Origin of the sequence: Deinococcus sp. YIM 134068 (assembly GCF_036543075.1) — a bacterium.
Classification (GTDB): Bacteria; Deinococcota; Deinococci; order Deinococcales; family Deinococcaceae; genus Deinococcus; species Deinococcus lichenicola.
The window spans coordinates 28969-51870 of record NZ_JAZHPF010000002.1 but is presented as its reverse complement, the minus strand read 5'-3'; the positions used below and the strand labels follow the sequence as shown (position 1 = coordinate 51870).

The following is a 22902-nucleotide window of genomic DNA, read 5'->3' as shown; positions in this document are numbered from 1 at the left end:
GGGGCGACCGGGCATCGAGAAGAACTGAGTTTCGCTGTGGGTCACGTCATCCAAACTTTCTTGTCGTATGGCGGGAAAAACAGAACCGGGAGCCACGGGCTTCCACACACCCGGCGACGTGTGACGGGGTTTGAAGTAAACGGAATGATCGGCATACACATGAAAAACCTCACACCCGGAGGTACGCTGACCTTCCCCAATCTCAGCCCTTCCGACGGAGACCCCATGATGCACCCCACCCCCCTCGCCGCCGCCCTGCTGACATTCACCCTCGCCGTGCTGATGCTGGGCATGGTGCTAGGTCTGAATCTGGGGCGTCACTACCGCCTTTACGCTCCGGTGGCGGGCACGCTGCCCCGGCCCTACCCGGCGCTGCGGCTGGCGCTCTACGCCCTGCTGCTGGGCACCGCCGCCCTGCTGTGGCTGGCGTGGGTGTGGCGCGTGGCCCCGCCCATCCCGCCCGGCATCCGGCTAGCGTGAGGCTTCCCCGATCCGCCGCCACGCCTCCCCGATGAGCCAGCGGGCCTGAGCGCCGAGGGGGGCGAAGCGGGGGTCTTTCGTCTGCCCGGCCCGGTAACGCGCGTAAATCTGAATGACGATCACGGCGAGCTTGAAGTGGCCCAGCACCTCGTACCACGCCACACCCGACACGTCCCGCCCGCTTCGTTCCGCGTAGCGCGACAGGAACGCCTCGCGGGTCAGGTAGCCCTCGGCGCTCGCGGCAGCGCCCACGCGGTTTTGCGCGCCGCCCGGCTGTTCGGGCATCGTCCAGTACGTCAGCGTCAGGCCGAGGTCCACGAGGGGATCGCCCACGGTCGTCATCTCCCAGTCCAGCAGGGCGACGACGCGCGAGGGGTCCTGCGGGGCCAGCATCAGGTTGTCGAGCTTGAGGTCGTTGTGGACGAGGGTGTGGGCCGACTCGGGCGGCGTGTGCGCGGTGAGCCACGCGATCACGTCCTCGTCGTGCAGTTCTTCCACGGGCGGGAGGTCGTCGGTGCGGGCGCGACGCCAGCGGGAGGCCCAGCCCTCCACTTGCCGGGCGTTGAAGCCCTCCGGCTTGCCGAGACCGCGCAGGTCCGCCGCGTCGATGTCCACCGCGTGCAGGTCGGCGAGCGTGTCCGCCAACGCCTCCGAGAGCTGGCGGGGAGCGTCCGGCAGCGCGGCGTACTCGGGCGGGAGCCTGGTGCGGACAATCGTACCGCGCCGCCGCTCCATCAGGTAGAAGGGCGAGCCGAGGAGCGCCGCGTCCTCCACGAGGAGGAGGGGCTTCGGGGCGACGGGCAACACCGGATGCACCCGCTCCAGCAACCGGAACTCGCGCGGCATGTCGTGGGCCTTCGCCGCCACCGGGCCGAGGGGCGCGCGGCGCAGCACGTACTCCCGCTCGCCGAGCCGCAGCAGGTAGGTCAGGTTGGAGAAGCCGCCGGGGAACTGCTCGACCGCCAGCGCGTCCACGTCGCCCTCCACGCGGCCCCGCAGGGCCTCACGCAGAAGCTCCAGCGGCAGTTCCTCACCGGGGCGGACGGGGGCGGTGTCGGGGCGGGTCAAGGGGTTTCCCCGCTTGTGCCCTGTGGCCCGTGGCCCGTGGAAGGCCGGAAGAGCATTCCTCTACACGCGACACGCCACGCGCCACATGCCCTCACGACTTCTCCCCCAGCCCGAACGCCCGCTCACCCTGCCCGGCGAGCAGCGCCATCGCCTTCACGCGCAGCCGCCGCATCTTGCCGATCCAGCCGTCGTAGTCGTTCGCCTTGTTCTGGAAGGACTGGAGCGTGGTCGGGTGCGTGGTGATGAGGAAGCCGCCTTGCCTCAGCACCTCCAGCGTCACTTCCACGAGTTCGTCCGTCGTGATCGCCGTCTGCTGGAGGATGGGTGCGTTCTGGATCATGGGGGTCCAGACGCCCTCCGGGCACAGCGCCGCCACCTTCACGCCCCGGTCGCCGTAGGTGATCGCCAGCCACTCGGCGAACGCGAGGGCCGCATGTTTCGTCACCGCGTAGGGGGCGGAATGCAGCTCGGTGAGGAGGCCCGCCGCCGACGCGGTGTTCAGGAAGTACCCGTCTCCACGCTCCAGAAAGTGCGGGAGCAGGTGCCGGGCGGCCCAGACGTGGCTCATCACGTTGACGCGGTGGATCAGGTCCCACTGCTTGTCGGGCGTCTCCGGCCCCGCGCCGATGCCTATGCCCGCGTTGGAGCAGAAGAGGTCGATGCGGCCCTCACGCCCCAGCACGTCCGAGATCAGGGCCTGAATCTCCTCCTCCCTCGCCACGTTCGCGGGCACGAAGCGGGCACCGATTTCCGCCGCCTTCTGTGCCCCCACCTCCGCGTTGAGGTCGGAGGCGATCACGGTCGCGCCCTCCCGCACGAAGCGCGTGGCGAGCGCGAGGCCGATGCCGGAGGCGGCCCCGGTGACGACGATAATTTTGTCTTGGAAGTCCATATATGTTTACCTCAACTGAAGTCGAGCGAGATTCGGTAGACGCCGCAGGTTCGGCACTGGAACAGGGTGAGGGGTCCTGAATCGTCCGCGCCGGAAAGGACGTGTTTGACCTCGATGTTCCAATCACGGGCAATTCGGGCCAACTCCTCCTGAACGGACGCATCCTCAAGCAACTCGTGGTGCTTCTCCGGCACGAGGTCGCCGAGGTACGCGCAGCACTCCCCGTGATGATCGGGCCAGAAGATAGGATTCCAGGTAGAGAAGCCGGGTGTGCGCGTTAGAACGGCCTCGACACTTTCAGGGCTTGCTGAGTCATCGAAACTGGCGTCGTGGAAGTTCCCGTCATACTGGGACGCTGCCCGACCGTCGGCCACACACCAGGGGCAGAGGCGTTCGGGTTTTTCACGGGCGTAGAACGGTCCGGTGTAGAGCCATTCTCGGCGCTGGTCACACACGCCACAAACTGCATCTACCCGTTCAACAACGCCTGTGCTTACGGGATCAGGATGATATGGGAAGTCAGGCAGAGCCTCGACCATTACCGTAAATTCCTTCGAGGGCAATTCTGCTGATCGAACAACATGAATCCTCCTGGAAATGATCAGCTAGGGCAGGGTGACGAGAGATTCAAGGGCAGCGGCAACCGCTCGCGGGTCGGCCAATTCTCCCCGTGCCGTCCTCAGCACCAGCTCGAACACGGCGTCGTCCGGGCCGGAGAGTTCCGAGCCGTTCAGGAGCAGGAAGACGTAGGCGGCGGCGTAGGCCGTTCGCTTATTGCCGTCGATGAAGCCGTGATTCCGCGCCAGGAAGAGGAGGGCGGCGGCCTTCTCCGTCAGCGACGGGTACAGCTTGACGCCGAATGCCTCCATCGCGGGTTGGGCGAGGGCAGATGCGAGGGCACCGGGATCGCGTAGACCGGGCGTTCCACCGTGACGGCTCAGCGCCCGGTCGTGCAGGGCCGTCACCTGTTCCGGCGTGAGGTAGATCGTCATGCGTTGCTGAGGCGCTCCAGCAACTCTTCCTTCTCGGCGAACAGCTTCTCGGCGGCCTCCTCGAAGCTCAGGCCCCGTCTGGCCGGGCGAAGAATCAAGCCCCCATCCGTCGGTTCGATCTCCACCTCCTCACCGAACCCGTACAGCTCCAGCAGCTCTTTGGGGAGGATGACCGCCCGCGATTTGCCCACCGTGGTCAGGCGTTTACGCATGCTGTGATTCTAACCCGGTTAAAGCCGCCCGCTGCCCCCGCAGCTTCTCCTGCCGCTTCATCTCCACCTTCGCCACCGTCTCGGTATGCACGATGTCGGGGCCGTCGGCGAGGCGGAGGGTGCGGGCCTGCGCGTACATCATGGCGAGGGGGCTGTCCTGGCTGACGCCCGCACCGCCGAAGATCTGGATGGCGCGGTCGATGACTTTCAATGCGACGTTCGGCGCGACGACCTTAATTGCCGCAATTTGGCCGCGCGCCGCCTTGTTGCCCACCGTGTCCATCATGTGCGCGGCTTGCAGGGTCAGGAGGCGGGCCTGGTCGATCTCCATGCGGCTGTGGGCAATCGCCTCGCGGACATGCTGGTGCCCGCCGAGCGGCTTGCCGAAGGCGACGCGCTGCCCCGCCCGCTCGATCATCAGCTCCAGCGCCCGCTCGGCCTGCCCGATCAGCCGCATGCAGTGGTGGATGCGGCCCGGCCCGAGGCGGCCCTGCGCGATCTCGAAGCCCCGGCCCTCGCCGAGCAGCAGGTTGGAGGCGGGCACCCGCGCGCCTTCGAAGGTCATCTCCGCGTGGCCGTGCGGCGCGTCGTCGTAGCCGAAGACGGTGAGCATCCGCTCCACGGTCACGCCCGGCGTAGCAAGCGGCACGAGGATCATGGACTGCTGGAGGTGGCGCTCGGCAGCAGGGTCCGTCTTGCCCATGAAGATGCTGATCTTGCAGCGCGGATCGCCCGCCCCCGAGGTCCACCACTTACGCCCGTTGATGACGTACTCGTCGCCGTCCCGCGTGATGCTCGACTCGATGTTCGTCGCGTCGCTGCTCGCCACGTCCGGCTCGGTCATGGAGAAGGCGGAGCGAATCTCGCCGTTCAAGAGGGGCGTGAGCCACCGCTCCTGCTGCTCGGGCGTGCCGTAGCGGGCCAGCACCTCCATGTTGCCCGTGTCGGGCGCGTTGCAGTTGAAGACCTCCGGTGCCCACCACACCCTGCCCATCACCTCACACAGGGGGGCGTACTCCAGATTGCTCAGGCCCGGCCCGAACATTCCCTGCGGGTCCGACGCAGGCGGCAGGAAGAGGTTCCACAGGCCCTCGGCGCGGGCCTTCGGCTTCAGCTCCTCCAGCAGCTCCACATGCTCCCAACGGTCGCCCGTGTTCACCTGACGGACGAACTCGGCCTCGTTGGGATAGATGTACTCCTCCATAAAGGCCGTCAGGCGGCTGTGGAGGTCGCGGGTGCGGGGGGATACGTCGAACAGGGTCATAGGGGTTCCTCCTCGGGATTCAGGGGGCGGAAGCCCGCCCGGTCGCCCTCAATGCTGATGAGCGCCTCGCGGTACACGCCGCCGCCCTCACGGCGCAGCACGAGGTTCAGAGCCAGAATGCGGTCTAACACGGCTTCGGATTGTTCCAGCAGGGCCGGGTCAGGATCGTCCGCGACCCGCTCGGCCAGGGCGTTGTCCTCCTCAAACAGGGCGCGGTAGGGGGCGAAGGCGGGCGTGGGCACGAAGTCGCAGTGGACGGCGAACATCTCTGTATCCGTGACGGTGAGGCGGCCCAAAAGTTCGCCGTCCCTTTCCAGGCCGTACACCGTTCCCGGCCTCACTTCCCCCCTCCCGCCGGGGCCACACCCGCTGTAACGGGCGGTAGGTCATACACAGTCACGTCCAAGCCGTGCGCGACGAGTTCTTCGAGGACGATCGGCTCAATGAGCGTCCAGTCGCCGCCCGCTACACCTGCGCCGATGCGGGGCATGTGAACTGACGCGCCCACGCGCCGCGCCTCCTCGCGTACCCGTACCAGCCCGGCGCGGATGGCCTCATAACGTACAGGGGGCACGTCCGTCGGTCGGTTCTTGCGGGCGATATCGTGTTGGCCGATCAGGTTCGCTACTGTCAGGTCGGGGGCGACGGAGACGAATTGCACCTCCCCGAGCGCGAAGGGCTGCCCGGTCTCCCTCGCCGCCCAACGTTTGTACGCTCGCTCCGGCTCACGGGAACACCTCGACAGCGCCAGTACGAAGCCCCGTCCCCACGCGCCGATGTCGTTGCAGACGTGGACGAGGAGTTTCGGCCCCTCTCCGCTCGGCTGGGTGGCGTCGCCCGACACATAGCTCAGGCTCACCTCTCCCCTCCCGCCGGGGGCACGTCCGCCGTGACGATGGTGCCGAGGGCGGTGGCGACCAACCGCTCCTCCCCATCCTGCACGGCGAAGATGTCGCAGCGGGTCACGGCCTGCCGCTTGCCCGCGCTGATCACACTTCCACGGGCGACGAGCGCCTCGCCCATACCGGGCCGTAGAAAGTTGATCTTGAACTCCGAGGTCAAGACACTCGGCCCCAGCGCCGCCGCCCCCATAAAGGTGAGGGCGATGTCGGCCAGCGCCGCTTGGACGCCGCCATGCGCGAAGCCGTGGTGTTGGGTGAGGTCGGGCCGGAAGGGCACCCGCACGACCACGCCCTCGCGGGACATCTCCTCCACCCGCGCCCCGACGAGGACGCTGAAGGGCTGCGAGTCGAGGACGCGCTGGGCAAAGGCGACGGCCTCGACCCCCTCCAACGCCGTCACAGGTAGACCCGCATCACCGTCTCGGCGGTAGCGGCGGGCCGCTCACTTCCCTCAATCTCGATGGTGTTGGTGACGGTCATCTGGGCGAAGCCCTGGCCGTCCTCCACGCCGAGGAGGGTCGCGCGGTTGCGAAGGCGGCTCCCCACGGGCACGGGCGAGATGAAGCGCACACGGTTCAGGCCGTAGTTCACGACCATGCGCGTCCCCTCCAGCGGGGGAAAGCCACCCCCCGTCATGAAGTGCCCGGCGAGCAGCGAGAGCGTCAGGAAGCCGTGCGCGACGGGGCCGCCGAAGGGTGTCCGCGCCGCCCGCTCCGGGTCCACGTGAATGAACTGGTGGTCGCCGGTCGCGTCCGCGAACTGATGAACCATCTCCTGCGTGACTGTCACCCATTCGGAGAGGGCGACTTCCTGGCCGACACGGGCGCGAAGGTCGGGGAGGTGCATGAGTGCTCCTTTGGGGCTGTCAGCGGTCAGCTTCCAATCTCTCGCTGAGAGCTGATCGCTGAGAGCTGACCGCTCCTAGATCGCCGTAATTCCCCCGTCCACCGCGATGTTCTGCCCCGTCATGTACGCGCTGGCGTCGCTGGCGAGCAGCAGGGCGAGGCCCTTGAGGTCCTCATCAGTGCCCAGGCGGCCCAGGGGCGTGGCGGCGAGGATGGTTTCCTCCCCGTAGGCGAGGGTGCCGCGCGTCATCTTGGTGGGGAAGTAGCCGGGGCAGATCGAGTTGACGGTGATGCCGTACCTCGCCCACTCGGCGGCGAGCGTGCGGGTGAGGTTGACGACCGCGCCCTTCGACGTGTTGTAGGCCAGCGTTCCGGCCATGCGCGGGCTGTTGCCCTTCAGCCCGGCGACGGAGGCGACGTTCACGATGCGGCCCCCTCCTGCCGGAATCATGCACCGCTTCCCCACTGCCTGCGTGAGCAGAAACAGGCCGTTGACGTTGAGGTTGATGACCTTGAGCCACGCCTCGAAGGGGTGTTCCTCGGCGGGCGCTCCCCAGGTGGCCCCGGCGTTGTTCACGAGGATGTGAATGGGGCCGACCTCGGCGTGGATGCGCTCCACGAGCGGCTCGATGGTCTCGAACTGCGAGAGGTCGTTCTGGTAGACGTGCGCGGTGACTCCAAGCCCCTCCAAGTGGGCTTTCGCTTCGTCCAACTCGTTCTGCTTGCGGGCGGTCAGGACGACGGTCGCGCCGTATTCACCCAGCGCCTCCGCGATCTGAAGGCCGAGGCCACGTGAGCCTCCGGTGATGAGGGCGACTTTGCCGGTGAGGTCGAAGAGTTCTTTCAGGGGCACGGGCTGGGGCCTCCTTGCGTGCTGGAGTGGGGTTGTGAAGTGACCCCAGCATAGGGAAAGTGTACGTGTACGTCAATTCTGAACGAGCGGGGACACTGGGCGACCCGAGACTGGACGAATTGAAAAATATGTCACACTACTCATGCTGACTACACGGGCGGTTATGGCAGGAGTAGTGACCACGGCGAGACGGTTCGGGCAGGGACAAGGGGGAACGATGGGTTCAGGAACGGCAGGGCGACGCGTGCGTTCACGGCAGCTCCTCCTTCTCACGGGCCTCGTCGGGGGTGCCCACGCCGCCGCGCAGACGGCCCCACCGCAGGCGACGGTCTACATCGGGCCGAACTGGTGCCGGGGCGGTTACTGCGGCAACAGCGCCAACGCCACCTTCCAGAACGCGCTGGAACAGGCCCTCATCAACAGCGGCGTCGTGCAGGCGGTCCGCAGCGAGACGCCAAACGCTCTGAATGTCAACGGCGGCATCACGTCCATCGACGGCGGGGGCCGGGTCTGCCTGCCGGTCATCGGTTGTCTGAACGGGCGGAAGGTGCGCGCCGGGGCGGAGTTCGTGGACGCCTCCAACAACAACGCCGTGCTGTGGGCCGATTCCTGCGAGGGCACGAGCGGCGGCTTCTCCAGTTGGATTCGCTGGACGGGCTACCTCCAGGTCAACTCCGACGACGACCGCGCCGCCGCCGATTGCGCGGGCAAGCTGGTCCAGAAGTTCCTCGCCAGCCCCGCGTTCAGTACCTATGTCACGCGACTCAAGGCGGCACCTGTCGCCACCGCCGCACCCGCCGCCCCAGCCGCCGGACAGCCGCAGACTCTTCTCGGTCAGGCCAGCCCGGCACCCGCGCCGACCAGCCCCAGCGTCGCCACCGCCTCCGCGAGCTGGGTCTATCCCTTCTTCTTCCCCGACGAGATTACCCGGCAGCAGGCCTGCGCCGAGGGGCACGCCTCCGCCTCCAAAGGCGTATCGGCCAGCCCGCCCGGTCGCGCCGAGTTCAATTCGACGGAGGGCACGATCACCGTGGACACGTCGTACAACTCGATCTTCCTGGCGTGCCAGGATGCCGGGTCCAAGCTGCGCGCCAGGCCGGACTCGGTGCCGCAACTCGACTTCATTGTGAGAGTGGCGCACAACACGGCCATTGCTTATGGCAAAGGGCTGGCAGCGGCCTTGGCTTTCTACGACGCGAACAATGTCGAGTTGGGACGAATCGGCATGTATGTGGACGGCACCACGTCGGACAGAAAAGACGTATGCAGTGGCGGCCCAACCGTCTGCACCTACCACTTCGTCCCCGACCGCCTCTCCACCACCGAGCGGGCCATGATCAGCCGCGCCACCTCTGCCCGGCTGCTCGTCAACATGGGCAAGGGCGTGGAGACGCTGACCCTCAGCCGCGAACGCTTCCCGGCCCTGAAGTAGCGCGTGGCCCACCGCTTCAGCATCCCACCAACCATCTCAGGCGTGGACGCTGTTCCTTGACGATTGGCGGCACAATGCAACGACCTCCACGCAACCACACGCCTTTCCTCTCCCTCCTCGCCGCTCTCCTGGTGGCGTGTGGCGGGGGCGGCAGCGGGCCGATTCCCGAACCCACCACCTACAGCGCCTACGCCGTCACCGACAACGCGCTCTACCGCGTCGTCCTGAGCGGGCCGGGGGACGACGAGCGGGTGGCGACGCTGAACACCTCCTCGGTCATCACGGACCTCGCCTGGGACGGCAGCGACCTCTACGCCGTGACGTTCAGCACCCTCGTCCGCATCGAGACCGAGACCGGAGAGGTGACGACGGTGGGCGACCTCGGCAGCTTCACCATGAACGCCCTCACGGCGGACGGGGACGGCACCCTCTACGCCGCGTCGGGGTCCGGCGGGCTGTACACGGTGGACAAGACGACGGGGCGGGCCTCCCTCATCGGCTCGCTGGGCCTCCCGGCCAGCGGCGACCTCGCCTTTACCCCGGAGGGCACGCTCTACGCCACCGTCACCTCCAGCCCCTTCGCGGAGACGGACACGCTGGCGACGGTGGACCTCACGACGGGACAGGCGACGGTGATCGGCGAGATCGGCTACCCGGCGGTCTTCGGCCTCGACGTGCAGGGCGGCGTCCTCTACGGCCTGACGCTGGGGGGCGAACTCCTGACGCTGGACGTGACCACGGGCCGCGCCACCCTCGTGCGGGAGACGGAACTGGACTTCACAGGGATGGAGTGAGGGTCGGACCTCACCCGCTCGTCGTCAGGAACTCGCGCACATCTTTCAGGAACTCCTCCGCCCGCTCCAGATGCGGCATGTGCCCCGTGCCCGCGTAGACGCGCAACTCCGCGCCGGGGATGGCCGCCGCCAGCCGCTCAGCGTTCGGGAGGGGGATCAGGTCGTCGTGTTCGCCGTGCAGCACGAGCGTCGGGACGGTCAGGCGGGCGAGGTCCGGTGTCGTGTCGTGGGCGCGGATGGCCCGGAACTGCCGCTTGAAGCTCTCGGCGCTCATGGGGTGGCGCTCGGCGTGGCGGGCGGCGGTTGCCAGAGTCTCCGGGTTCCGCTCGGTGAAGCCGTCGTGCGTCATCAGGGTGAGGGCCTGCCGCGCCCGTTCCCGCGCCTCCATGTCGGCGGGCAGGAAGAGGGCCGCGCGCCCGCGTTCGGTGGCCGGGGTACTCTCCGCCCCGCCCGGAGTCGTGGACACGAGCACCAGCCCGCGCACGAGGTCCGGGTGCCGCAGCGCGAGGTGTTGCGCGACCATCCCGCCCATGCTCAGCCCGACCACGAAGGCGGGCGCGGCGTCCACCGCCCGCAGGAACGCCGCCGCGTCGTCGGCAAGGTCCGCGAGTGTGAAGGCGTCCCCGAAAGGGTCCGAATCGCCCGTGTCCCGGTGGTCGGGAGCTAAGGCGCGATATTCCTTGCCGACCTCCGCCACCACCCCCTCCCAACCCAACCGCGAGCCGCCGAGCCACGCGAGGAACAGGACAGTGGCGCGCGGCTGAGGCGGTGAAACCTCCAGATAGGCGATATTCCGCCCATGCACGGCGACCCGGTTGAAGTCTCTCTCCGCTGGCGGCTGGCCGCTGGAAGCTGGCCGCTCCCTCAAAACCACCCCGCCTCCATCTCCACCGTCGTCCGGTCCGCGCTCGCCAGCAGGTCGGCGTGCGCCCGCACCTTCGGCAACTCGTACACGGCGAAGAAGCGGGCGGCCTGGAGCTTGCCCCGGTAGAAGCTGGCGTCGTCCCCCCTGGCCTCGGGGAGTTTTCGGGCGGCGACGGTGGCCTGCCGCAGCCACATCCAGCCGATGACCGTGTGCCCCAGCATCTCCAGCGCGCTGTTCGCGTTCGCCAGGAAGAGGTCGGGGCCGAGGTCGGGCGCTTTGCCCAGGATGGTCTGGAGGGCCGCGCCGCTCTGCTGGACGGCTTTTTGCAGCGCCGCGCGAATCTCATCCAGCCCTTCCAGCCCCTCGGCGGCGGCGAGGTCGGCCTGAATCCGTTCCACGAGCACTTGCAGCCCGCGCCCGCCCGCCTGCGTCACCTTACGACCCAGGAGGTCGTTGCCCTGAATGCCCTCCGTGCCCTCGTGGATGGGGTTGAGGCGGTTGTCGCGGTAGTACAGCTCCACCGGATAGTCGCGGGTGTACCCGGCCCCGCCCATCACCTGAATGGCGTCGCTCAGCGCCTCCTGGCTGTACTTGCTCGGCCAGCTCTTGACGATGGGCGTCAACAGATCGAGGAGGAGTTCGGTGTCCCGCCGCCCCTCCTCCGGCCCCGTCTGGAGGTCGTCCACGAGGCTGGAGGCATATAAGCCGAGCGCGAACCCACCCTCCACGATGCATTTTTGCCGCAGCAGCAGGCGCTTCACGTCCGCGTGGGCGATGATGGGCACCATCGGGCCGGTCGGGTCCTTCGCGCTGGCGTGGCGGCCCTGAAGGCGGTCGCGGGCGTAGTCCAGGCTGGCGAGGTAGCCCGCGTAGCCGAGCATGACCGCGCCCATCCCGACGCCGATGCGCGCCTCGTTCATCATGTGGAACATGGCGGAGAGGCCGCGCCCCGCCTCGCCGATCAACTCCCCGACCGTCTCGCCACCCTCCCCGTAGTTGAGCAGCGTGTTCGTGGTGCCCCGGTAGCCCATCTTGTGATTGAGGCCCGCGAGGACGACGTTGTTTGATTCTCCAACACTGCCGTCCTCGTTCACCCGGTATCTGGGCACGATGAACAGCGAGATGCCCTTCACGCCCGCCGGAGCGCCCTTGATGCGCGCCAGAACGAGGTGGACGATGTTCTCGGACAGCTCGTGCTCGCCGCCCGAAATCCACATCTTCGTTCCGGTGATGGCGTAGGTGCCGTCGCCGCGCGGTGTGGCGGTCGTCGTGATGTCGGCGAGGCCGGACCCCGCGTGCGGCTCGGAGAGGGCCATCGTGCCGAACCAGCGGCCTTCCAGCAGGGGGAGCATGTACTTCTGCTGCTGCTCCGGCGTACCGAACACGCGCTGGAGGTTGGCGTTCCCGATGGTCAGGAAGGGATAGCCGCTCGTGCCGATGTTCGCCGCCTGAAAATGCGCCTGCACCGCCTGCATGATGACCCAGGGCAGTTGCAGGCCGCCCAGTTCCTCGTCGTGGTGGGCGCTGAAAAAGCCCGCGTCGCGGAACGCCTTCATGGCCTGCTGGGCGGCGGGCACGAGTTTCACCTTGCCCCCTTCCACGTGCGGCTCGTTGAGATCGGCCTCGCGCAGATGGTTGGCGAAGTAGCGGTCGGCGACGTTGTAGGCGAGGTTCAGCACGTCGTCGTAGACCTCGCGGGAATGCTCGGCGAAGCGGGGGCGCTCGGGGAGCGATGCAGTGTCCAGCACCTCATAGAGCTGGAATTGCAGGTCACGGCGGGACAGGAAGGGGGCCATGTCGGGGGGTCTCCTTTGGATGGGACGAGCAGCCGTTTACACTCGGTTATGGCGTTTGAACGGATGTCCGCAGAGGATCAAGCGGTAATTGGCGACTGTTTGAAGGCGGCTCCTGTCTTTCTTGACTCTGATCTTGATACAGTCACGGGTGTAGACGAAGAAACCTTTGAGGCAATCGCTGCGGCATATCCATCGGTAGATGACTCCAACGAAGATGTGGCCCTTGCTATTCACGGTGCCCTTCTGAACATGGTGTTCTATCCGCACAGTATGGAGAAGAAGTGGTCGCAGTTCATCCGCATCCCGCGAGAGGAGATTCCAGCCGTCCATGCCCGCTGGATGCACCTGAAGGGTTGGGATGTTCCCGAAGCGGACTCGCCGGGAGAGCTGTATTTCAAGCTCATGAGGTGATCCTGGCAACATAGCTCCAAACCCGCCGTTGCGGGCGACGAGGCCGTGGGTTGTGCATGGTTCAGGCTAGACCAGAATATCCGTCAACGTCAATTTTGAACGCAGGCGTTCACATGCCCCGGCCTGAGCCGTACACTCTGAGCACACTTTCCAACCGCCAACTCACAGGAGGTTTCCCATGCGCGCCCTGATCTGCGACCACTTCGACCAACCCGAGGCCCTGACCGTCCGTGAGGTGCCCGACCCGACGCCCGGCCCCGGCGAGGTGGTGCTGGACGTGGAGGCGGCGGGCGTGAACTTTCCCGACGCGTTGATGGTGCAGGGGCTGTATCAGGTGCGCCCACCCTTCCCCTTCACGCCGGGGGCGGAGGCGGCGGGCGTGGTCTCGGCGGTGGGTGAGGGCGTGAGAGGGCTGGCCGTCGGGCAGCGGGTCGTCGCCTTCACGGGAACGGGGGCCTTCGCGGAAAAGCTGCTCGCCCCCGCGAACGCCGTCATGCCGCTGCCGGAGGGGATGGACGCGGCGGTGGCGGCGGGGCTGCCCCTCGCCTACGGGACCTCCATGCACGCCTTGACGGACCGGGCGCAGCTCCAGTCGGGCGAGACGCTGCTCGTCCTCGGCGCGGCGGGTGGAGTGGGTCTCGCGGCGGTGATGATCGGCAAGGCGCTGGGTGCGCGGGTCATCGCGGCGGCGAGTACGGACGAGAAGCTGGACCTCTGCCGGGAACACGGGGCGGACGAGACGATCAACTACGCCACCGAGGACCTCCGCGACCGTCTCAAGGCGCTGACGGGGGGCAAGGGACCGGACGTGATCTTCGACCCGGTGGGCGGCGAACTGGCGGAATCCGCCTTCCGCTCCATCGGCTGGGGCGGGCGGTATCTCGTCGTGGGCTTCGCGGGGGGCGACATTCCGAAGCTGCCGCTCAACCTCCCGCTGCTCAAGGGGGCGTCGCTTGTGGGCGTCTTCTGGGGCGAGTTCGCCCGGCGTGACCCGCGCGGCAATGCCCGCAACCTCGCGCGGCTGGCGGGATGGGTGGGGGACGGGACGATCAAACCGCTCGTGAGTGGGCGCTACCCGCTGGAGCGTGCCCCGGAGGCCCTGCGCGCCCTGCTCGACCGCCGGGTGACGGGTAAGGTCGTGGTCACGCCCGGATGACCCGCGTGAGGGAACACGTCACCTTCTACACGACCGCCGAACTCGCGCGCGAGGCGGGCGTCACCCGGCGCACGGTGATGCATTACGCCGAATTGGGCCTGCTCACCCCCGATCAGGAAACCGCGTCGGGCCGGGCGCTGTACGGCCCCTACGCGCTGCGGCTCCTGCGCGACGTGATGGACCTGCGCGTCCTCGGCGTGCCGCTCGACGAGGTGCGCGACATGGTGACGCTGCGCCGCGCCACGCACGACATTGACGGCACCTATCGCCGGGATTGGACGCGGGCCGACATCCCCCTCAGCGACGAGCGGTTAAGAGCCGTCCACGCCCGGCTGCGCGCCCTGAACGCCGCCTACGCCCGGCAGGCGGAGGGGCTGGCCCGCTTCGACCGCTGGCTGACGAAGAGATTCACGGGCGGGGAGGTGGGGCCGCTGCCGGAGGAGGGGGGAAGTGAGGAGGGTTGAGGGATGGGTGATGAGGCAAGCGTTGGTCAGAGGGAGGACCACCTCCCCCATCCAGTTGGGGAAGACCCCGCCTCTTTTCCTCCTCCCCCCTTGCGGGGGAGGCCGGGTGGGGGGTGGACGCCACAGGCGGCCCAGCGCATCTCGCCGCCGAGAAACACCCCCTCAAGCGGTGCTCACTCCGTCACCTCCACCACCTGAGCGTCCCCGGCGGCGGGCGTGCCCCCGTTCGAGAAGTCCACGCGCGGGGCCGGGGCGGTGTAGCGACCGGGGGCAAGCGCCCGAAGCTGGTAGCGAATGGTCGTCACGCCCGGCGCGACCCGTTCCAGGTAGAACACGGCGCGGTCGTCGTAGATGGAGCGTTCGGCCCAGGTGACGACGTTCGAGCGCGGCGGGTTGACCGAGCCGGGGAAGGCGAAGGGGCGGTCGTCCACGGCCTCCAGCCCGCCCGGCAGCGGGTCGGTGACGCGCAGGTGCCGCGCCCCGGCGTCGGCCCGCACGGTGAGCGTGACCGTCACCACCTCATCGCGCCCCACCGTCGTCCGGCTGTAGCGACGCTCCACGCGGGCGAGGCTGACGGGGGCGGGCACCGCATCTTTCGCCCGGACCCGCAGTTCCCGCCGGAAGGCGAGCGGGCCGTCCCCGCGCAGGGTGAGCGCCGTACCCGGCGTGACGGCCTCCGGGGGCACCACGACGCGCACGGGCGGCCCCAGCTTTACGGTTCGCCGGAAGGTGCCCGCCTCCAGCGTGACCTCGCCGGGACGCCCCGTCTCCCGCTCCACGAGGCGGCGCAGGGCACTCAGGGCGGCGGCGGTGGGGAGTGGGCCGGGCCACGCGCTCCCCGTGCGGCGGGCGAGAACGGCCCCGGTCAGAGGCTGGAGGTCCGCGCTCTGCCCCAGCGCCGACGCCGCCTCCAGCAGCAGGGCGGTGGGTTCGGTGTCGCCGCGCGCCTCATCCCCGAGGACGAGGGTGCCCGTGGTCGTCGTCTCGGCCTGACCCCGTGCCCGCGTGTAGAGCGTCCGGGCGAGGTCGGGGGCGACCGGGGCGAGGACGGCGGCGAGGCGGGCCTGACTGGCGGCGTCCTCGGGAGCGTCAGACTGTGCGAGGCGACGGGCTGCTGAGGTGTCTCCGGCCCGCGCGAGGGCGACGGCGAGGAGCGTCCGGCCCGTCTCGTCCGTCCCGGCCCGGTTCAGGAACTGCCGCGCCTGCCCAATTGCGATGGCAAGGGTGGCCGCGTCGGTCAGGCCCGCCCCCTTCGCCGGGACGAGGGCGGCCAGCGCACGGGCGGTCATCTCGGCATTGGGGGCGCTCTCCGCCGTCCAGCCCCAGCCGTCACCGCCGCGCAGGGCGAGCAGGCTGGAGAGGTCGCGGCGGGCCTGCCCCAGCGCCCGCACCCGCACGTCCGGCCAGCCCAGCCGGGCGGCGATTCCGGCGAGGTCGAGGTTGGCCGAGAGGCGGGCCGCCACCGCGTCCGTCGTCACCCAGCGCCCTTGCGGGTCCGCGAGGTGCGCGTCCAGTCCGGCGAGGGCGGCTTGCAGCGGCGTGGCGGCGAGGTCCACGGTCAGGCTCTCGACGCCCGCGCCGTCCTTCCACGTCAGGCGGTCGGTGAGGGTGCCCGGCCCCGTCTGCGCCCCGTCGCGGGTGAGGAGGGTGCGCGGCCCGGCCTCGCGCAGCGGCAGGGTCTCGCGCAGGGCGTCGCGGAACTCGCCCCGTTGTGCGCGGGCGTCCAGCACGACGCGCCAACCCGTTCCCGGCGCGGCCAGCGGGAAACTTGCGGTCGCCGCGCCCGCGCTCAGGGGCAGATTACGGCTGATCTCTGGCCCGCCCGCCGTGAGGCCGAGCGTCACCGTTCCCTGCCCGGCGCTGCCCTCCGCCCCGGTGCGGTCCAGCACGCTCAGGACGGCGCGGCCCACGTCCCCCCGCGTCAGCACGCGCGGCCTGGCGAGGCGCAGGGCGAAGGGCAGCTCCGCGCGGACCTCGCCCAGGCCCACGCCCGCCCCGCCGTCACGGGTAAGGGCACGCGCACTCAGGCGGTATGGCCCCAGCGCCTCCGGCAGCGGCAGCCGGACCTCGGCAGTGCCGTCCGGCCCGGTCGTGACCGTGCGGAAGAGGGCCACCTCACGCAAATCCTGGCGGGGAACGCCGCCCTCACCCTGACCACCTCCGCCCCCCACCCCGTCGGCGGGTGCCCCGGCGGTGGAGTACGTCTGCACCGCCGGGTAGCTCGCCCCCCACAGCAACCGCCACGGGTCGGGGCTGGGGTCGCCCGCGAGCGCGTACACGGCCTCGTGGACGGCGGAGAGCGTGACGAGGGCGGAGACCGGACGGCCTCCCTGCCGTGTCCGCACCGTCAGCGTCGTCTCCTCGCCGGGGTTGAGGAGGGAGCGGCCCGGCGTCACCGTCACCTCCAGCCGCCGATCGGTGCGCGGGACGTAGAGGAGTTCGGTCGCCGCCTGGACGGACGCGGCCCCGGAGACCGCCACCCCCGAGACAGTGAAGCCGGGCGCGAGGTCGGGCGTGACCTTCCAATCCACCGTCATCTCTGGACCCGTGACCCGGACGAGGCGGGGCGTGACGCGGCCCTCCACCCCCGCGCCGAGGAGGACGGGCGTGCCGCGCGGCAGGTCGGTCCGCAGGGTGAGGCGGGCGGTGTCGCCCACCGCGTAGCGCGTGCGGTCGGGGGTGAGGGTCAGGGTGCGCGTCTGCTCCACCACAGTTGGCTCGGACACGACGGCGGCCTGGAAGTTCCCCCGCACGGTCCGGCCCGCCGCGTCCTTCGAGGAGAGGCGGACGAGGTAGATGCCGGGTTTGCTCGCGCGGAAGGTGAGGTCCACCGCTCCCCCCGGCCCGCTGCGAAGCTCCCGGCGGACGATGCCCTCCTCGCGCGCACGGCGGTCGGTGCGCCCATCGATCTGCACCTCCTCGGTGTAGGCCCGCACCACGGTTGCCGCGACGGCACGGCCCACGGCGGGCGTGTTCTTCCCGACCTGCCGCATGAGGACGCGCGCCCGGACCTCCTCGCCCTTCTGCTCGGGATAGGCCGGAAGCTCGAACTTCAGCCCGGCGGGGTGGACGACGACCGCCCGCGAGGCCAGCACGTCCCGCCCGTACTCGTCGCGGGCGCGCACGACGACGGTGAAGAAGCGGGGGGCACCGTTCGGGGCCGTGGGGCGCAGGGTCGCCGTCCCCTTCCCCGACGTGACGGTGAGGCGCGCGGTGGGCTTCTGCTCCGGGTTGAGGTATGGACCGGACGGCCAGTAGTCCGACGACTCCGTTTCCAGCGCGTACCGCCAGTTCTGCGCGCCGGGGTCCACCCCTTCAGGCCAGAGGGCACCACTCACGTAACCGCCCGTCAGGAAGGCGTCCGCCTCCACGGTTGCCCCGCCGCCCGCGTACAGCTCGGCCCGCGCGCTCACGGGGAGGGGAGCGCCCGTCACGATCTCCCCCGGCGTGGTGAAGTCCAGCGTGAACTGTGGTTTGACGAACGCCTGCACCCGCACGGGCAGGCTGGACACGTCCGCCTCCGGCTTCGGGTTGGCGGCGGTGGGCGTGCCGGGCACCTCGGCTTCCACCCGGTACTCGCCCACCCGCACGTCGTCGGGGAGGGGAAACTCGAAGCGCACCAGCCCGTCCGCGTCGGCAGTCACCACGCGGCGCGCGAGCGTCACCGCCGGGTAGCCGTCGTCCACCAGCCGCACGGTCAGCGTCCCACGGTACGGTCCCCGCGCGCCGGGCGTCAGCCGCCGCACCACCGCCAGCCCGCGCAGCGTCTCGCCGGGGCGGTACACGGGCTTGTCGGTCTGGAGGAAGGCCCGCGCCCGGTCCTCGTCGCCCGACCACAGGCCGCCGTAATTCTGCCCGAGGACGGCACGCTGAGTCGCCCCCGTCAGAAACACGTCCCCGTACACGGCCACCCGCTCCCCGTCGCGGTGGGGGATGAAGGCGAGGCCGCGCGTATCGGTCGTCACGGCGGGGAGGAGGCGGGGCGGGCCAGGCTCCCCCTCGTCGGTGTAGAAGGTCGCCTCCGCCCGCAGCCGCACGCCGGGCAGTGTGGACCCGTCGTCCAGCTGGGTCGCCCACACCCACACGCCCGTCGGGGTGGTCAGAGCGGTGAGGGCGAGGTCGGTCACTTGCAGGACCTCCGCCGCCAGCACGGAGGCCGGGGCGTCGGCGCGCGAGGCGGTGACGAGGTACGCGCCGGGGGCCAACTGTCCGACCGGAACCGCCGCCCGCTCCCCCGTCGCGCTCACCCGCAGCGTGCGGACGGCGCGGCCCGTGACCCGCAGCCCCCGCTCTCCGGGCACGGCGGGCGCGAGGGGCAGGACGCGGACCTCCCAATCCCTGATCTCTTTGGCCGCGTTCGTCTCCCGGTTGAGGAAGACCGACACCGGCTCGCCGCTGGGCTGGGGTGGCAACCAGTATTGCGAACCGCTGAGGCGCACGGGCTGGGAGGTGGACTTGACGTTCCCCGCGCGGGCGTAGAGCAGCCGCTCACCGTAGGGGATGGTTACGACTTTGGGGAGGTCGCCCTCCGTCCGAAGCACGCTCACGGGCTTCCCCGAGGGCAGCGTGACCACGGGTGAACCGCTCAATGTCGGTGAGGCATAGAGCGGCGTCGGCGCGACGGTGGTATCCGCCCCGGCGCGGGTGCCCAGGCAGGCCGTGACGAGCAGGAGGGCGCGGAGGGGGAAGCGCGGCATGGGGTCAGAATAGGCGTCGGCGGTGTGGGCGCGGGGCGAATCTGCGGTGGGGGTGAAGGCTCCCCCTCTTTCTCTGTTTCGGTCAGTTTTCCAGGTTGGGAGCGGCGTTCTCTCCCCTCTTGGATGACCCGGAGAGACGCAAGGCAGCGGGCCGGGAGGGGGACGACCGGAGATACCTGAGCGCCCTTCTCCACTCGCTCAAGCAGTTGACGGAAGAACGGTTGTCGCCCTGAGCAAAGCGAAGGGTCTTATTTCTCTCGTTTCGAGAGGCTCCGCTGACGCTCAGCATGACGATTCTTCTGTCGACTGGTCTAGCGCCAGCTCAGGCGGTCCCCCGAGGTATGGACGAACTCGACTTTCGAGTTGGCGAGGAATTGCAACCCGCTCGCGTCGCCGCTGGCGGGCACGGCCAGAATCTCGGTGCCGTTCGTGGAGAGGCCGTCGATGTTCGCCGTCACGGCGATCCACCGCCCGTCGGGGGACCAGGTGGGCCAGCCCAGAATGACCGCGTTGGGGATTTTGGCGTTGCTCGTGGGCAGCACCTTCGCGCCCGTGCCGTCCATGTTCATCACCCACAGCTTGCCGCCCTGCGTGAAGGCGAGCCGCCTCCCGTCCGGGCTGACGCCGGGCGTATTCGGGAAGTCGAGGTTGGGGTCGAGCCGCCGCAGGTTGCCGAAACTTTTGTCCGTCCCGTAGATGCCCGACGGCCCGCCCTCCTTCGGGTAGCCGACCAGCAGCAGCCGTCCGTCCGGCGTGAAGTTGGCCGAGGTGTAGCCCTTGAAGCTCCTTACCTCTTTTCCCGCGCGGGTGCGGAGGAGGACGCGGTAGCCGTTGTCGGTGTCGCTGACGGAGTAGACGAGGAACTTCCCGTCGGGCGAGAGGGCGAGGTCTTCCCGCCGCACCTTGATGAAGGAGTCCAGCCCGTACGCCAGCTTGCGACCGCTCGCGTCGGGTTCGAGCTTGAGGGCGACCTGCCCCTGCCGGGTCGTCACGATGAGCTGCCCCGCCGCGTTCTGGTAGATCAGCTCGCCGTTCCTGGCGGTATGGCCCAGCGTGCCCTCCGCCAGCGGGGTCGTCCGCCCGCTCGCCACGTCGAGGGCGTGGACGTGGCCCCCGTGGGTGTAGACGAGCCGACCCGCGATGCCGGGGTTCACGCTGCCTTTCACGGTCATCTGCGCCCTCGCCGACTTCAGCTCGCAGTAGCTCGTCATGTCCGTGCTGTTCGGCTTCTCGCGGTAGCTGACGGAGACGACCCACGCGCCGTCTTTGGCCGTGAAGCGCGAGGTGTACTCCTTCGCGCCCAGCACGCCGCCGAAGCGGAGCGTTCCGTCCGGGGAGGCGCGGTAGGTGCCGCGATCCTTCGTGGACGTGATGAGGTATCTGCCCCCCGGCTCCAGCACGAGGCTGCCCAGCGGACTCTGGACGGCCCTCGGCGCGACGCCGGGCTGCATCCCCCCCGTGACGGGATTGGCCCACATGAAGGGCAGTTGCACGACGACCGCGCACGTATACGTCCCCGGTCCGGGCAGGGCATAGGTGACCGTTTGCGCGGCTGCGGGCGAGGCCAGGCCCAGCAGACCGAGCCACAGGAGCGGGAGGCGGCGGGGGCGGGTGGGGTGCATGGGGGTCCTCCGGGAGCGGCTCGGTGATTTGAAGGAGGGGTCAGGGTCAGTCCGGCGACGATACCGAGTGAACGTGAGGGATGTATCTGGACGCGAGACGAAGGGAAAGTGTCAAAGCGACTGCGGTTCCGCCCCTCCCCTCCTCCTACGCTGTGGGCCGGAATCATCCATCAGGCCCACCCCGAGGAGGCCGAGACCATGAACCCCGCGCGCCGCTCCCCCCGCCGACCCGCCCTCGCCGCCGCGTTCCTGCTCAGCCTCGGGCTGACCTCGTGCTACAACCTGCTGCCCTCCAAGGGTGGGGGTCAGATTTCGCCCCCGACCACCCGCGCCGTCCGCGCCGCCGACATCGCCGTGCCCGCCGGCTACCGGGTGGAGGCGGTCGCCACGGGCCTCAACTTCCCCACCGCCGTCGCCTTCGACGAGTCGGGGCGGCCCTATGTGCTGGAGGCGGGCTACTCCTACGGCGAGGTCTTCGGCGTGCCCAAGCTCCTGCGCGTGGAGGCGAACGGCAGCCGCACCGAAATCGCTCGCGGGCAGCGGCCCCCGTGGAATGGGCTGGACTACGCGAACGGCACCTTCTTCGTCGGCGAGGGGGGCGAGGTCGGCGGCGGGCGCATCGTGAAGATCACGCGGGAGGGCGCGGTCACGCCCCTCGTGGAGAACCTGCCCAGCCTCGGCGACCACCACACCAACCGCCCGGTCGTGGGACGCGACGGGTACGTCTACTTCGGGCAGGGGACCGCCACCAACAGCGCGGTCGTCGGGCCGGACAACGCGGACTACGGCTGGCTGAAGCGTCACCCGGAGTTCCACGACACGCCCTGCGCGGACGTGACGCTCGCCGGGCGCAACTTCGAGTCGGACAATCCCCTCACGCCCGGTGAGGGCGACCGGGTGACGACGGGCGCATTCCTGCCCTTCGGCACGCCGTCGCAGGCCGGACAGGTCGTGCGCGGGGCGCTGCCGTGCGCGGGCGCGGTGATGCGGGTGCCCGTGAACGGCGGGCCGCTGGAACTCGTCGCGTGGGGCTTCCGCAACCCCTTCGGCCTCGCCTTCTCGCCCCAGGGCACGCTGTACGTCACCGACAACAGCTACGACGAGCGCGGCAGCCGCCCGGTGTACGGGACCGGGGACACCCTGTGGCGCGTCACGCCGGGCACGTGGTACGGCTGGCCCGACTTCCACGCCGGGCGACCCCTGAGCGACGCCGACCACTTCACCCCGCAGGGCAAACCGCCTCCCGGTCAGGTCCTCGCGCGGCAGCCGGGCACGCCGCCGAAGCCCACCGCGCTGCTCGGCGTGCATTCGTCCTCGAACGGGATGGACTTCGGGCGGGAGGCGTTCGGGTATGCGGGCGAGGCGTTCATCTCGCAGTTCGGGGACCTCGCGCCCGGCGTGGGCAAGGCGCTGGGGCCGGTGGGCTACCGCGTCGTGCGCGTGAACGTCGCCACCGGGGTCATCACCGACTTCGCCGTGAACCGGGGCCGCGAGAACGGCCCGGCCTCCAAGCTCGGGGGCGGCGGCTTCGAGCGCCCGACCGACGTGCGCTTCACCCCCTCGGGCGACGCCCTGTACGTGGTGGATTTCGGCGTGATGACGACGACCGAGAAGGGCCAGATTCCGCAGCAGAACACGGGCGTGTTGTGGCGCATCACGCGGGAGGGAACGCGATGAAAAGGCTTCTGTTCGTGGCGCTCGCCCTCGGGCTGACCGCCTGCCTCCCCCTGCGGCGTGACGCGCCCCTCGTCGGGGAGTTGACCAACCTCACCGCCTCGGAGGAGCGCGGGCAGCTCGTGTACATGGCGAACTGCCAGCAGTGTCACCCCGGCGGGGCCGCCGGCGTCGGTCCCTCCCTGAACGACAAGCCCCTGCCCCACCTCGCCATCCGCGCGCAGACTCGGGCCGGACTGGGAGCCATGCCCGCCTTCGATAAAAGCGAGATCAGCGACGCCGACTTGGACGCGCTGGCCGACTACGTGGTGAGGCTGCGGCGGCAGGGCACGTCGGCCCCTTGAGCAGCTAACGACCAACACTCCTAGACGTAGAAGGGATGTGCGCGAGTACCACATCGTTCGACCCGCCCGCGCCCACTGTCCTGGCGACGTATCAGGGGCAGTAAGCGCCTCCCGTTCCGTCTGACGTGGGGACGGCGCG

The 22902-nt window shown here is 69.5% G+C and carries 23 protein-coding genes; 8 read left to right on the top strand and 15 right to left on the bottom strand.

The genetic code is table 11. The features are described 5' to 3' along the window. Nucleotides 1–225: 225 nt before the first annotated feature. A complete protein-coding gene (locus V3W47_RS02785) occupies nt 226–480 on the top strand; it encodes a hypothetical protein (RefSeq protein WP_331823639.1) in 255 nt (84 codons plus the stop codon). On the opposite strand, the gene V3W47_RS02780 is transcribed toward V3W47_RS02785, so the two are convergent. The 11 genes from V3W47_RS02780 to V3W47_RS02730 form a co-directional block, all read right to left on the bottom strand. Continuing rightward, the gene (locus tag V3W47_RS02780) at nt 472–1548 is read right to left on the bottom strand and encodes a phosphotransferase family protein (RefSeq protein WP_331823638.1); all 1077 of its coding nucleotides are present in this window, start codon (nt 1546–1548) and stop codon (nt 472–474) included. The two genes, V3W47_RS02785 and V3W47_RS02780, sit on opposite strands and share 9 nt — an antisense overlap. Nucleotides 1549–1639: 91 nt before the next feature. Then, a complete protein-coding gene (locus V3W47_RS02775; protein ID WP_331823637.1) occupies nt 1640–2440 on the bottom strand; it encodes an SDR family NAD(P)-dependent oxidoreductase in 801 nt (266 codons plus the stop codon). Nucleotides 2441–2451: 11 nt separating this feature from the next. Continuing rightward, nucleotides 2452–2979, bottom strand: coding sequence for a CbrC family protein (locus V3W47_RS02770; protein WP_331823636.1), 528 nt, complete (start codon nt 2977–2979; stop codon nt 2452–2454). A gap of 66 nt (nt 2980–3045) precedes the next feature. Beyond that, complete coding sequence (locus V3W47_RS02765; protein WP_331823635.1) at nt 3046–3432, bottom strand: type II toxin-antitoxin system death-on-curing family toxin; 387 nt, start codon at nt 3430–3432, stop codon at nt 3046–3048. Next, complete coding sequence (locus V3W47_RS02760) at nt 3429–3644, bottom strand: AbrB/MazE/SpoVT family DNA-binding domain-containing protein (protein ID WP_331823634.1); 216 nt, start codon at nt 3642–3644, stop codon at nt 3429–3431. Before V3W47_RS02760 ends, V3W47_RS02765 begins: the two co-directional genes overlap by 4 nt. Continuing rightward, on the bottom strand, nt 3637–4908 hold the full coding sequence (locus tag V3W47_RS02755; protein WP_331823633.1) for an acyl-CoA dehydrogenase family protein: 1272 nt from the start codon (nt 4906–4908) through the stop codon (nt 3637–3639). The genes V3W47_RS02760 and V3W47_RS02755 overlap by 8 nt, the downstream gene beginning before the upstream one ends. Then, the gene (locus tag V3W47_RS02750) at nt 4905–5249 is read right to left on the bottom strand and encodes a hypothetical protein (RefSeq protein ID WP_331823632.1); all 345 of its coding nucleotides are present in this window, start codon (nt 5247–5249) and stop codon (nt 4905–4907) included. The genes V3W47_RS02755 and V3W47_RS02750 overlap by 4 nt, the downstream gene beginning before the upstream one ends. Next, nucleotides 5246–5767: a macro domain-containing protein gene (locus V3W47_RS02745; protein WP_331823631.1), complete on the bottom strand. Its 522-nt coding sequence runs from the start codon at nt 5765–5767 to the stop codon at nt 5246–5248. Before V3W47_RS02745 ends, V3W47_RS02750 begins: the two co-directional genes overlap by 4 nt. Further along, nucleotides 5764–6210 carry a PaaI family thioesterase gene (locus V3W47_RS02740; protein WP_331823630.1) on the bottom strand — a complete coding sequence of 149 codons (447 nt, stop codon included), beginning with the start codon at nt 6208–6210 and terminating at the stop codon, nt 5764–5766. Before V3W47_RS02740 ends, V3W47_RS02745 begins: the two co-directional genes overlap by 4 nt. Continuing rightward, on the bottom strand, nt 6207–6656 hold the full coding sequence (locus tag V3W47_RS02735; RefSeq protein ID WP_331823629.1) for a MaoC family dehydratase: 450 nt from the start codon (nt 6654–6656) through the stop codon (nt 6207–6209). Before V3W47_RS02735 ends, V3W47_RS02740 begins: the two co-directional genes overlap by 4 nt. Before the next feature lie 75 nt (nt 6657–6731). Then, a complete protein-coding gene (locus tag V3W47_RS02730) occupies nt 6732–7508 on the bottom strand; it encodes an SDR family oxidoreductase (RefSeq protein ID WP_331823628.1) in 777 nt (258 codons plus the stop codon). A gap of 244 nt (nt 7509–7752) precedes the next feature. On the opposite strand from V3W47_RS02730, the gene V3W47_RS02725 reads away from it, so the two are divergent. After that, on the top strand, nt 7753–8940 hold the full coding sequence (locus V3W47_RS02725; RefSeq protein WP_331823627.1) for a hypothetical protein: 1188 nt from the start codon (nt 7753–7755) through the stop codon (nt 8938–8940). Between the two features lie 74 nt (nt 8941–9014). Beyond that, nucleotides 9015–9734: an SMP-30/gluconolactonase/LRE family protein gene (locus tag V3W47_RS02720; protein WP_331823626.1), complete on the top strand. Its 720-nt coding sequence runs from the start codon at nt 9015–9017 to the stop codon at nt 9732–9734. Nucleotides 9735–9744: 10 nt separating this feature from the next. On the opposite strand, the gene V3W47_RS02715 is transcribed toward V3W47_RS02720, so the two are convergent. Together V3W47_RS02715 and V3W47_RS02710 are read right to left on the bottom strand one after the other, a co-directional pair. Further along, nucleotides 9745–10602, bottom strand: coding sequence for an alpha/beta fold hydrolase (locus V3W47_RS02715; protein WP_331823625.1), 858 nt, complete (start codon nt 10600–10602; stop codon nt 9745–9747). Then, on the bottom strand, nt 10599–12395 hold the full coding sequence (locus V3W47_RS02710; protein ID WP_331823624.1) for an acyl-CoA dehydrogenase: 1797 nt from the start codon (nt 12393–12395) through the stop codon (nt 10599–10601). Before V3W47_RS02710 ends, V3W47_RS02715 begins: the two co-directional genes overlap by 4 nt. Before the next feature lie 48 nt (nt 12396–12443). On the opposite strand from V3W47_RS02710, the gene V3W47_RS02705 reads away from it, so the two are divergent. The 3 genes from V3W47_RS02705 (at nt 12444) to V3W47_RS02695 (ending at nt 14426) form a co-directional block, all read left to right on the top strand. Next, on the top strand, nt 12444–12806 hold the full coding sequence (locus tag V3W47_RS02705; RefSeq protein WP_331823623.1) for a hypothetical protein: 363 nt from the start codon (nt 12444–12446) through the stop codon (nt 12804–12806). A 178-nt stretch (nt 12807–12984) separates the two neighbouring features. Beyond that, on the top strand, nt 12985–13962 hold the full coding sequence (locus tag V3W47_RS02700) for an NADPH:quinone oxidoreductase family protein (protein ID WP_331823622.1): 978 nt from the start codon (nt 12985–12987) through the stop codon (nt 13960–13962). After that, nucleotides 13959–14426 carry a MerR family transcriptional regulator gene (locus tag V3W47_RS02695; RefSeq protein ID WP_442877199.1) on the top strand — a complete coding sequence of 156 codons (468 nt, stop codon included), beginning with the start codon at nt 13959–13961 and terminating at the stop codon, nt 14424–14426. Before V3W47_RS02700 ends, V3W47_RS02695 begins: the two co-directional genes overlap by 4 nt. 173 nt (nt 14427–14599) lie before the next feature. On the opposite strand, the gene V3W47_RS02690 is transcribed toward V3W47_RS02695, so the two are convergent. Next, entirely contained in the window at nt 14600–19123 is a 4524-nt protein-coding gene (locus V3W47_RS02690; RefSeq protein ID WP_331823620.1) for an alpha-2-macroglobulin family protein, read from the bottom strand. A gap of 311 nt (nt 19124–19434) precedes the next feature. Then, nucleotides 19435–20745, bottom strand: coding sequence for a hypothetical protein (locus tag V3W47_RS02685; protein ID WP_331823619.1), 1311 nt, complete (start codon nt 20743–20745; stop codon nt 19435–19437). Nucleotides 20746–20943: 198 nt separating this feature from the next. On the opposite strand from V3W47_RS02685, the gene V3W47_RS02680 reads away from it, so the two are divergent. Both V3W47_RS02680 and V3W47_RS02675 read left to right on the top strand, forming a co-directional pair. Next, nucleotides 20944–22422, top strand: coding sequence for a PQQ-dependent sugar dehydrogenase (locus V3W47_RS02680; RefSeq protein ID WP_331823618.1), 1479 nt, complete (start codon nt 20944–20946; stop codon nt 22420–22422). Beyond that, a complete protein-coding gene (locus tag V3W47_RS02675; RefSeq protein WP_331823617.1) occupies nt 22419–22763 on the top strand; it encodes a c-type cytochrome in 345 nt (114 codons plus the stop codon). Before V3W47_RS02680 ends, V3W47_RS02675 begins: the two co-directional genes overlap by 4 nt. The last annotated feature ends 139 nt before the right edge of the window (nt 22764–22902 follow it).